Source organism: Fusobacterium perfoetens (genome assembly GCF_021531475.1).
Taxonomy (GTDB): domain Bacteria; phylum Fusobacteriota; class Fusobacteriia; order Fusobacteriales; family Fusobacteriaceae; genus Fusobacterium_B.
The window spans coordinates 1-10,638 of sequence record NZ_JADYTX010000052.1 but is presented as its reverse complement, the minus strand read 5'-3'; the positions used below and the strand labels follow the sequence as shown (position 1 = coordinate 10,638).

Below are 10,638 nucleotides of genomic sequence, written 5' to 3'. Positions count from 1 at the left end.
TATAAAAACGAGTGAGCCTCTACTCTGAAGTGAGGAGCTATAAAAACGAGTGAGCCTCTACTCTAAAGTGAGGAGCTATAAAATCAAATTTTACAAGGGTCAAATTGTCCCTTGTATTTTTTTTTGCTTGAAAAATAAGAGATAAAGAGGTATAATTAATTAAAACTACAAATAGGCTACAAAAAACCACATCAGTAAAGGAGGGAAAATGAAAAAAGTAGTAGATGAAAAAGTAATCCAAGTAAAAGAAGCTATAAAAAAATTTGGAGAAGAAACAGTAGAAAAAATAGTAACTAGAAAAAAAGAGAACAGAATTTTTTATACTAACAAAAAATTTGAGGAATGGTTACAAGAGAATTATAAAGCATTTACAAAGAAAGAATTAAAAATATTAAAATTTGAAATGTTAGAAACTACAACTAAGCAACAAGAAACTACAAAAGAAATAGAGGTTGAAACTCCTAAAGCTACAAACGACCTACAGGAAGCTACAGACAAAAAAGGAACAGTTGAGAGAGAAACTACAGAAGACCTACAAGAAGCTACGGATGAAAAAGAAAAAACTACAACTAAGCAACAAGAAACTACAGAAAAAATAGAGCCTGAAATCTTGGAAGCTACAAACGACCTACAAGAAACTACAGATAAAAAAGAAGAAAAAAACACAGATGACCTACAGGAAACTACAAACAAAACAAGTTTAGTAATATCAGAAAGGCTAAAAAATGAAGAATTAGGAAAAAAATTCTTGTATTTCTTGGATAATATAGATGAATTTATAAGCATTGGTAGAAAAGCTGAGAACGATTTATTAATACCTAACGAAATCTTATTAATGAGTTCTTTCTCTACATCTCTTAGAATTTCAAGGGAAGTCCTAGATAAATTTAATAAATTCTGTAATGAACATAAAAATTATTCAAAAATTCAGATTTTAAACTTTGCTTTACTAGAATTTGTAAACAAATATACTAAGGAGTAAAATTTTTATTTTTGGAGAGAATTTTGTATCACAGAAAATCTTAGTCAGTCAAGGTTAAATAAATGCTTCGCAACCTTGACAGACATATTTTCTGTGAAATGATTTTCTTGCCCAAAAATAAAAAAATTAAAAGTTTCAAAAATGATTAAAAGGTTAAATAAAGGCTTTTCATAATTTTTTGATATAAATCCTACTTGAGAGGGAAAAAACGCCTTAAAAACGATTTTGTAAGGTCTGAGAAGCTAAAGGAAGTGAGATGAAAAAATTTAATAGAATTTTTAGAAAAACATTAAAACAAATCAAAAAAATTTTGAAAGAGAATGACTATCTTTTGCTGACGACATCTTTAGTAAATTTCTTGAAAAATAATAAAAGGATTTTACAAGACCCAAAATTAGAACTAGCTCAAGCAAAAAGAGGGTATGTATATTCTGTTGATTTTGGATATAATACAGGCTCAGAGCTAAGAGATAGACATTATTGTGTGGTATTAGCAGTTCAAGGAAAAGTAGCAAACATAGTTCCTTTTACTTCAAAAAATCCACAAGGGTCAATGATTACGAGGGTAGACTTAGGAATTATTCCTAAATTATCTACAAAAAAAGTTTCTTATGCTTTGCCTAATCAAATAACAACTGTGAGTAGGTCAAGATTAATGACGCCAAGAGTAAAAGGAAAAATGGTCAATGTTAAATTAACTGCTCAACAAATGGAAGCTATAGAAAATGGTTTAGCTTCTTTGTTGTTTAAAAATCCTTGATTTTCATAGAAAAATGTGGTATTATTTAATTACAAAAGAGCTATACGCTCACGTTCATAAGTAAAATGGTCTTTACGACTAAGTTATAGAAAGGGAGTATTTATACTCCCTTTACTATTTGGGTCTTAGCACCTGTGAGATGATTAAAAGGACTTTGCGTCTGTGAGAGAAACGGAGAACTCATCATTCTCTGTTTTGTCATATAATTTGGGTGAGGATTTTCAGTCCTTTTTATTTTTTATATAATAGGGTCAAAAAATTCATTGATAATATAACGGCTCTATAGTATAATTTGGGTGAGGATTTTCAGTCCTTTTTATTTTTTATATAATAGGGTCAAAAAATTCATTGATAATATAACGGCTCTATAGTATAATTTGGAGGTCTTTTATGACTGGTTTAGAAAAGAAAAAAGAACTTTATAATTTAAGAAATGGTTATTTAAAATACAATCCTTATTTTCAATATACTGAAATTAATGTCTATAAATTCTTTGAATTAATATACAGTAGAAATGATGAAATGCCTTTAGAGGAATGTGAGGGAGCTTCTCAAGAACATCAAAATCATAAATATCACGGAATAGCTACAGAAATTTTAAAAGATAGAGCAAGACATTTTATGATTTTTAATGATTTGAACTTTTTGGAAGAAATTAAAGATAGAGAGTTTGTCATCACAAGCCCCATCAGTTATATAGGGAGAAACAGAACGGCGAAAAACTCAAGATTTTTATATGCTTTTGCCATTGATTTAGATGGAGTAGGAAAGCAGCAAATAGAAGATATTTTTTATCAGTATAAAAATGAGGTTATGCCCAAACCTAATATCATAGTCAGCTCAGGAAATGGACTGCATTTGTATTATATTCTTGAAAAACCTATAGCTCTTTTTGATAATATCAAAATCCTTTTAAAAAGATTTAAGTATGGGTTAATAGACTTGGTTTGGAACGGCTATACATCAAGCGTCAAGAAAAGACAATATCAAGGAATTTTTCAAGGATTTAGAATCCCTGAAACAAAAACAAAATTTGGAGAAGTTGTAAGAGCTTTTTATTTAGAAAATTCAGAGCTTTATACCATTGAAAAACTTAATTTATGGGTAACAGGAAGAAGAAAATTAGTAGATACAGAAATAGACATTATAAATAAAGCTCTTTATGTTCCGAAAAAATTAACTTTAAAAGAAGCGAAAGAAAAGTACCCTGATTGGTATGAAAGACGGATAGTAAAAGGCGATAAATCTCGTAAAAAATGGCATATTAAAAGAGATTTATATGATTGGTGGAAAAGAACTATTACAGATAATGAAAAAGTAGTTGAGGGACACAGGTATTTTTGTATAATGAGCCTTGCTATGTATGGACTAAAATGTGATATACCTTATGAGGAGGTAAAAGCCGACGCATATTCGTTCTTAGAGGAGATGGAAAGTAAGACAGGAAATCAGGATAATCATTTTACAGAAGAAGATATAGAAGATGCCCTAAAAGCCTATAAAGAAAGTTATATGACTTTTCCTCGTAAAGATATAGAGATTGTAACAGGTATACCTATTCCTCCAAATAAGAGAAATTATAGAAAGCAAGAAGCTCATATTCAGATGATGAATATGATTAGAGATGTTATTAATAAAAATACTACTTGGAATAAGATAGGAAATGGAAGAAAATCTAAAAAAGATGAAGTTATAGACTACCTAAGATTTAATCCTAGAGCAACAAAATACCAGTGTGTAAAAGATACAGGAATGTCTAAAAATACAGTCAAAAAATACTGGGAGGAAATTCAACAGATTATAGAGAAAGAAAATCCATTAAGAAAAAAGCTAACTCTGGATGAATTAAAACAGCTAATTATAAAACAAAATCACGGTTTTAAATCCCAACAACAACACGAAGAATTTTGTAGTCAAATTTTAGAAGCAGAAGATAATAAAAAAATTAAAGAAATTTGTTTAAAATATGACTTTGTACCTAACTTCAAAATATCTTAAAAAAGGAAATGCTTAAAACAGCCTTTAAATAGCTTAAATTTGATTCAAAAATAAAAGGTATAAAACATCAAGATGACCCCGAGAAATGCGTTATAAACGATTTTACGAGGTCATTTTTTTTGAGCTTCAAAAAATTTTATAAATTTTTACTTATTTTCTTCTTTTTTTTCAGCAAATTTAATTTTATAATGAGCAACCATTCTAGCTATATCTTCATCAGATAATTTTTGTGCATTTTTTATGAAAAGATTAAAAAGAGGTTTTAGCTTCTTTTCAGCTTCCTTTAACTCAATTTCTTTTAGTTTTTTTTCAATCTCTTTTTTCTTGTTAATAAGTTCCTGCTTAATTTCCTCAGAAGTCTTGATTTTTTTCTTTGGTTTAGTAGTTTCTAAATTTTCTTGTACTTGGTTAAGTTCTTCCATAGTTAAAACCTCCTGTAAAAAGATTATTTATAGTAATATTATTATAGTATATTTTAGCCACAATTTCTAGTCCTTCCTTAATTTAGTTATTTTTTGAAAGTATACCATTATTTTTTGACAAGTCAAAAAATAAGAGGTATACTTAATATATATTAAGTAAAATTAAGGAAGCGAGCACACTGTCTTTGACGGCAAAATGATAAATCATTTTGCTGTCACGACGCTCGTTTAGGGGTATTGCATTACCCCTAAAAACCCCTGCTAAAAGCAGAAAAAGGAGGTATAAATTTTATGAAGAAAAATTTATCGTTAAGACTAGATGAAGAAGATTATAATTTGCTTGAAACTCAAGCTAAATTATATGGAGTAACAAAGAACGAATTTGTAAGAATTTTAATAAGAAGAAATATGCTAGGAGATATTCAAGAACTAAACGAGAATTTAAAGGCTATTTATAGATTAAAAATAGGTATTGGAAATAGCCTTAATCAAATAGCTAGAAAATGTAATAGTAAAACTATATCTGATTTTAGAGAAATTCAAAGGGAGCTTGATGAACTATGGCAATCTTTAAAGCAATAGATAAATCAAGTAAAAAAGTTGGTGGAAGTAAAGGTGTTTTAGACTATGTAGGAAGAAAAGCAAATCAGACAGTAGGAATACTGTGTTCAGATAACTATAAAGAAGCCTTTAAAGACTTTCAAGATATTAAAGAATTTTATAACAAATTAGATGATAGACAATATAAGCATTTTACACATAGTTTTAAGCCCAATGAAATAGATAATGATAAAGCTTTAGAAATGACTGTAAAATTATGTAAAGAATTTTTTCCTGAAAATCAAGTTTTTATAGCTCAACATACAGATAAAGCACATACTCATAATCATATCGTAGTAAACTCTGTAAATTTTGAGAATGGAGAGAAGTTTTATTATGAGAAAGAACAGTTTGAAAAATGGAGAGAAAGAGCAGATGAATTAGCTCAAGAATATGGACTAGAACTTGTGGTAAAAACAGATAAAGTTCCAGAGATAGGAGAAGTAGTAGCAAAATCAAGAAATACAAGAGAAGCAATAGAGAAAGCTTTAAACGGAGAAAAACCATGTGATATAGTTACTGCTGTTTTAGCTTATATTCAAGCAGGAGAAGAAGCAAAAAATAAAGAAGATTTTACTAGAATTTTAAAAGAAAAAGGAGTAGAAATTAATTGGGGAGAAACAGTTAAAGAAGATGGCTCTATAAAATATAGAAAATATATTACTTTAACAGTTGATGAAGAACATAGAACAGGTAAGAAGCCAACATTCAGATTAGAAAGTTTAAAAGAACAAATATATCACCCTGCTCTTGATACAGAAAAATTGAGAGAACATTTCAAAAATTTAGAAAAGCAAAAAGATATAGAAAAAATAAAAGAAAAATCAAAAGAAAATGTATGGGAAAAAAGTTTTAAAGAAAGAAGTAAAAGTAATGATGGAATGGAAATATAAAGGAGGACTACATGGCAAATATATTTGACAGAGCAAATGACTTAAAAAATGAAGCAAAAGAAATAGAGAAAACATTAACTGAATTAAAGCTTACATCAGAGAGATTAGAAGAAATTCAAAAAGCTATATCAAAGATAGAAAATTTAGACCCAACTTTAACGACAATATCAAGTGAAATTAAGAAGATAAAAGAAGAATATGAAACCATTGATGGAAAAGCTATTAGTAATGCCATAAATGACCTTATGACAAAGATATTTAACAGTTGGAAATTATGGCTTCTTTATATTCCTTTAGGAAGTTTTTTAATAGCTTTAACCATAATAACATATATGTATATATCATTTGGGAAAAAATTCCAACAGCAAAATGAATTTTTAAATGATAGAATAGATTTAATTTATAGAATGGAGTTATTAGACGATAAAAATTGGTATAATAAAGAGAATAAAACTAAATATTTTGGCGATAATAAATGGATAAAAGAAAAAATAGAAGAAGCAAAGAAAAATAATAAAAAATAGGGGGAGTTTTTATGCTGACTTGGACAGAGATAGAAACAAGGGCAATAGCCTTTCAAAATACTTGGAAAAAAACAGATGGAGATGAAAGGCAAGACGCCCAAACATTTGAAAAAGATTTTATGAATATTTTTGGTGTAGATTTTAGAGATGGCTTCCATGAATATCAATTAAGGCTAAACGCCTACCTTGCCGACATCAACAGACAGGCACAGGAACGCTTTGAAAGGCTCATAGAGGGTATGAAACAGGCACAGGGCATAACGGAACAGCTAAAGGCAGAAAACGCCTTAGAATGGACAGGATGCCTCAATAACATAAGGGCTTGTGCGAGGGAGATTGTGGAAAAGGAAATTATTTTTGCATAAACAGATGATTAGTGGCAGGGGGAAATCCTGCCGCTTTTTCTGCTTTAGTTTGTCAGCTTGACAAATAAAGGGTTAAGGAGTATAATTAGATTCAGTATTATACAAGGAGTTAATAAATATGCAGCAAGGTATTCTTAAATAAACTGTCAATTTGATAGTGGGAACAAAAAGTAGCAGTCCCGTTTCACTTTTAATATGGGGCTTAGTTTTTTGTACCCAGTTTAAGAATACTTTTATCATGTAATTTTATATGCCCGAAAACATATAAGTGTTTTGGGGCTATTGGAGTTATTTACCCAGTGATAGGAGTATTTATCACTGGGTATTTTTATGCCCTTTTTTGGGTGTTGATAGGAGGAAAATCACATGAAAATAATTAACTTAGGCATTCTGGCTCACGTTGACGCAGGAAAGACAACATTAACGGAGAGTTTATTGTATACCAGTGGTGCAATTGCAGAACCAGGGAGCGTAGATAAAGGCACAACAAGGACAGATACAATGAATTTGGAGCGTCAAAGGGGAATCACTATCCAGACAGCAGTGACATCTTTTCAGTGGGAGGATGTAAAAGTCAACATTATAGATACGCCAGGCCATATGGATTTTTTGGCGGAAGTATACCGTTCTTTATCCGTATTAGACGGAGCAGTATTATTAGTTTCTGCAAAGGATGGCATACAGGCACAGACCCGTATACTGTTTCATGCACTACAGACAATGAAGATTCCGACAATTTTTTTCATCAATAAAATTGACCAAGAGGGGATTGATTTGCCAATGGTATATCGAGAAATGAAAGCAAAGCTTTCTTCGGAAATTATAGTGAAGCAAAAGGTTGGGCAGCATCCCCATATAAATGTAACAGACAATGACGATATGGAACAGTGGGATACGGTAATTATGGGAAACGATGAACTATTAGAGAAATATATGTCAGGGAAACTGTTTAAAATGTCAGAACTGGAACAGGAAGAAAACAGGAGATTCCAAAACGGAACGTTATTTCCCGTTTATCACGGAAGCGCTAAAAACAATCTGGGGATTCGGCAGCTTATAGAAGTAATTGCCAGTAAATTTTATTCATCAACGCCTGAAGGTCAATCTGAACTATGCGGGCAGGTTTTTAAGATTGAATATTCAGAGAAAAGGCGGCGTTTTGTTTATGTGCGTATATATAGCGGAACATTGCATTTGAGGGATGTTATTAGAATATCTGAAAAAGAGAAAATAAAAATCACAGAGATGTATGTTCCGACAAACGGTGAATTATATTCATCCGATACAGCCTGCTCTGGTGATATTGTAATTTTACCAAATGATGTTTTGCAGCTAAACAGTATTTTGGGGAACGAAATACTGTTGCCGCAGAGAAAATTTATTGAAAATCCTCTCCCTATGCTCCAAACAACGATTGCAGTAAAGAAATCTGAACAGCGGGAAATATTGCTTGGGGCACTTACAGAAATTTCAGATTGCGACCCTCTTTTAAAATATTATGTGGATACTACAACGCATGAGATTATACTTTCTTTTTTGGGGAATTTGCAGATGGAAGTCATTTGTGCCATCCTTGAGGAAAAATATCATGTGGAGGCAGAAATAAAAGAGCCTACTGTTATATATATGGAAAGACCGCTTAGAAAAGCAGAATATACCATCCACATAGAAGTCCCGCCAAATCCTTTCTGGGCTTCTGTCGGGTTGTCCATAGAGCCGCTCCCTATTGGAAGCGGAGTGCAGTATGAAAGCAGAGTTTCACTTGGATATTTAAATCAATCGTTCCAAAATGCGGTTATGGAGGGGGTTCTTTATGGCTGCGAGCAGGGGCTGTATGGATGGAAAGTGACAGACTGTAAAATCTGTTTTGAATATGGATTGTATTATAGTCCTGTAAGTACCCCCGTAGACTTTCGGCTACTTTCCCCTATCGTATTGGAGCAGGCTTTAAAAAAAGCAGGGACAGAACTATTAGAGCCATATCTCCACTTTGAAATTTATGCACCGCAGGAATATCTCTCACGGGCGTATCATGATGCTCCAAGGTATTGTGCAGATATTGTAAGTACTCAGATAAAGAATGACGAGGTCATTCTGAAAGGAGAAATCCCTGCTAGATGTATTCAAGAATACAGGAACGATTTAACTTATTTCACAAATGGGCAGGGAGTCTGCTTGACAGAGTTAAAAGGATACCAGCCAGCTATTGGTAAATTTATTTGCCAACCCCGCCGCCCGAATAGCCGTATAGATAAGGTTCGGCATATGTTCCACAAGTTAGCTTAACAGCTTGCAAAAGTCATATAAAATGAGATTTGAAAGGATTAGAGACTAATTATGATGAAATGCGAATGGATATTGTGTCCTGTTTGTGGGAGCAAAACCCGTAATAAAATTAGGAAGGACACTGTTTTGGAGAATTATCCCCTTTATTGTCCAAAATGCAGACAAGAAAGATTGATTAAAGTTGACAACTTGAAGATAACTGTCATCAAAGAGCCAGACGCTTAAGACGCAGAGCCGATGAAATTGTGGAACAATTCACGAATCATCGGCTCTTTTTGTTTCGTATTTGAAAGAACAAACTCACCAAATAAAAAAAACGATATTCGGGTGGGTTATTTTGTTATACCCTAAATTACCCTCTGAGTAAGCACGACCTTAAAGACTTAAAGGAACGGTGCAACGAGCAGAGCTGGGAACAGGGCTTGCATGTGCCGGAGAAAGGAAAGACATTTGCTGGAGAAGTCCGGGAAGAAACGGTGGCATGGAGCAAAGACACCTACCAGCTTTTGAAACAGGCAGAGCAGGGAAAGGTCAAAAGCTATGTGCAGGATATTGCCCTTGCGGTGCTGGATTGTAAGGAAACAGCGACCAGCCGGGAAACCTTTATCCGGCTGATGAATGAAAGAGGGTACGGGGTGGACTGGCAGGACAGCCACAAGTACATCACATATACCGACTTAGCCAGGGAACAGGCAGGAGAAAAGGCTTGTAAAATCAGGGATAACAAGCTGGAAAAATACTACAATATGGATTTTGGAAAGGAGAGTATGGAGCATGAGTTTGAGAGAAATGCACGAACAGCAGAAGCAGAGCAGTCCAAGAGAGCAGCTTCAAGAGTTAAACCGACAGAGCCGGACAGAGCTGGAAAACAGTCTGCTCAAAGAAGCGTTGGCGATGTCGAGCGAGAACTGCGAGGAATTGATGAAGCAGTCAAATCAAGAACAAGTGAGGGCAGAGCAGAACAGGCAGAGAGACGCAGAGCAGAACAGGAAGCTCATCAGCGAGCTGAAGCAGAGCGTAGAGCTGCTGAAGAACAGCAACGAATTGCTTCAAGACGCTATATCGGGCGAGATTGGGAGCCTGAAAGATGAGGTTAAGGAAAACACCGTCCAAGAGGTTAGAAAGGCGTTACAGGCGAATATAGAGGCTATACAGAGGGCTACAAAGCTTCTTGAGAAGCAGTCTGATACACTTACGAGCGTGATGAAGCAGAAGATCCGGGAGCTTGAGGAAAGTAAGAACAGTTTTTTTAGATATGAGGGCTTGAAGTTGTACCTGTTTTGGGGCGGTATGGTCTGCAATATTTTAGTGTTTCTTATGCTGTTGTATGGTATGATTAGTAAGTAAAAAGAAATCGATAAATTAGAATTTGACGGGGAGGTCTCATGAGGACAGAATATAAACACAATCCGCCCATTCCATATAGTCTGCATGATATGCGGGTCAAAAAGATTATAATTCAAGATAAAACAATAGTCCTTGAATTCGAGGACGGATATGAAAAACTTACAGAACCTTTTGAACAGGTCGAGGGAAACATCACAATCGAAGGTGTGGATTTTGATTGTACCTGCGTTATGTTGCAGAGCAAATGGGGAAACTATGGAAAATTCAACGGTGAGAAATTAGAACTGGAACGCTTTGGGGGTGGATAGACACCATAAAAAACTATCTAGGGATATGGTTGACAGACAACCTTAAAAACAAGTTCTACTAGCAAATTAAAAATTATAAAAACGAGTGAGCCTCTACTCTGAAGTGAGGAGCTATAAAAACGAGTGAGCCTCTACTCTAAAGTGAGGAGCTAT

At 33.4% G+C, this 10,638-nt stretch carries 10 protein-coding genes and 2 pseudogenes; 11 read left to right on the top strand and 1 reads right to left on the bottom strand.

Annotated elements, in window-relative coordinates; translation table 11 throughout:
* Positions 1–208 precede the first annotated feature (208 nt).
* The 3 genes from I6E15_RS09500 to I6E15_RS09490 all read left to right on the top strand — a co-directional run bounded on the left by I6E15_RS09500 (position 209) and on the right by I6E15_RS09490 (position 3,740).
* Entirely contained in the window at positions 209–982 is a 774-nt protein-coding gene (locus I6E15_RS09500) for a hypothetical protein (protein ID WP_235247543.1), read from the top strand.
* 256 nt (positions 983–1,238) lie between these two features.
* Positions 1,239–1,742 (top strand): type II toxin-antitoxin system PemK/MazF family toxin, encoded by a 504-nt coding sequence (locus I6E15_RS09495; RefSeq protein WP_235247542.1) that lies wholly within the window; start codon positions 1,239–1,241, stop codon positions 1,740–1,742.
* Between the two features lie 390 nt (positions 1,743–2,132).
* On the top strand, positions 2,133–3,740 hold the full coding sequence (locus I6E15_RS09490; protein ID WP_235247541.1) for a hypothetical protein: 1,608 nt from the start codon (positions 2,133–2,135) through the stop codon (positions 3,738–3,740).
* Positions 3,741–3,886: 146 nt separating this feature from the next.
* On the opposite strand, the gene I6E15_RS09485 is transcribed toward I6E15_RS09490, so the two are convergent.
* Positions 3,887–4,162 carry a hypothetical protein gene (locus I6E15_RS09485; RefSeq protein ID WP_235247540.1) on the bottom strand — a complete coding sequence of 92 codons (276 nt, stop codon included), beginning with the start codon at positions 4,160–4,162 and terminating at the stop codon, positions 3,887–3,889.
* A gap of 291 nt (positions 4,163–4,453) precedes the next feature.
* Between I6E15_RS09485 and mobC the strand changes: the two genes are divergently transcribed.
* From mobC to I6E15_RS09445, 8 genes and pseudogenes are all read left to right on the top strand, one after another.
* Positions 4,454–4,744 carry a plasmid mobilization relaxosome protein MobC gene (gene mobC, locus I6E15_RS09480; RefSeq protein WP_235247539.1) on the top strand — a complete coding sequence of 97 codons (291 nt, stop codon included), beginning with the start codon at positions 4,454–4,456 and terminating at the stop codon, positions 4,742–4,744.
* Positions 4,723–5,655: a relaxase/mobilization nuclease domain-containing protein gene (locus tag I6E15_RS09475; RefSeq protein ID WP_235247538.1), complete on the top strand. Its 933-nt coding sequence runs from the start codon at positions 4,723–4,725 to the stop codon at positions 5,653–5,655. The genes mobC and I6E15_RS09475 overlap by 22 nt, the downstream gene beginning before the upstream one ends.
* A gap of 11 nt (positions 5,656–5,666) precedes the next feature.
* Complete coding sequence (locus I6E15_RS09470; RefSeq protein WP_235247537.1) at positions 5,667–6,179, top strand: hypothetical protein; 513 nt, start codon at positions 5,667–5,669, stop codon at positions 6,177–6,179.
* Positions 6,180–6,349: 170 nt separating this feature from the next.
* Positions 6,350–6,544 (top strand): annotated as a pseudogene (locus I6E15_RS10320) (TnpV protein); the annotation flags it as partial.
* Between the two features lie 366 nt (positions 6,545–6,910).
* Positions 6,911–8,830, top strand: a complete 1,920-nt coding sequence (gene tet(O) / locus I6E15_RS09460; protein ID WP_235247536.1) for a tetracycline resistance ribosomal protection protein Tet(O) — start codon at positions 6,911–6,913, stop codon at positions 8,828–8,830.
* A gap of 51 nt (positions 8,831–8,881) precedes the next feature.
* A complete protein-coding gene (locus I6E15_RS09455) occupies positions 8,882–9,055 on the top strand; it encodes a cysteine-rich KTR domain-containing protein (RefSeq protein ID WP_002779755.1) in 174 nt (57 codons plus the stop codon).
* A gap of 549 nt (positions 9,056–9,604) precedes the next feature.
* Positions 9,605–10,177, top strand: a complete 573-nt coding sequence (locus I6E15_RS09450; protein ID WP_002801799.1) for a hypothetical protein — start codon at positions 9,605–9,607, stop codon at positions 10,175–10,177.
* A 38-nt stretch (positions 10,178–10,215) separates the two neighbouring features.
* A pseudogene (locus I6E15_RS09445) lies at positions 10,216–10,473 on the top strand (hypothetical protein); the annotation flags it as partial.
* Between the last annotated feature and the right edge of the window lie 165 nt (positions 10,474–10,638).

Coding starts and splice junctions, on each gene's coding strand:
- I6E15_RS09495 (WP_235247542.1), top strand. CDS start 1,239: ATGAAAAAATTTAATAGAATTTTTAGAAAAACATTAAAACAAATCAAA.
- mobC (WP_235247539.1), top strand. CDS start 4,454: ATGAAGAAAAATTTATCGTTAAGACTAGATGAAGAAGATTATAATTTG.
- I6E15_RS09450 (WP_002801799.1), top strand. CDS start 9,605: ATGAGTTTGAGAGAAATGCACGAACAGCAGAAGCAGAGCAGTCCAAGA.
- I6E15_RS09470 (WP_235247537.1), top strand. CDS start 5,667: ATGGCAAATATATTTGACAGAGCAAATGACTTAAAAAATGAAGCAAAA.
- I6E15_RS09485 (WP_235247540.1), bottom strand. CDS start 4,162: ATGGAAGAACTTAACCAAGTACAAGAAAATTTAGAAACTACTAAACCA.
- I6E15_RS09475 (WP_235247538.1), top strand. CDS start 4,723: ATGGCAATCTTTAAAGCAATAGATAAATCAAGTAAAAAAGTTGGTGGA.
- I6E15_RS09455 (WP_002779755.1), top strand. CDS start 8,882: ATGATGAAATGCGAATGGATATTGTGTCCTGTTTGTGGGAGCAAAACC.
- I6E15_RS09490 (WP_235247541.1), top strand. CDS start 2,133: ATGACTGGTTTAGAAAAGAAAAAAGAACTTTATAATTTAAGAAATGGT.
- I6E15_RS09500 (WP_235247543.1), top strand. CDS start 209: ATGAAAAAAGTAGTAGATGAAAAAGTAATCCAAGTAAAAGAAGCTATA.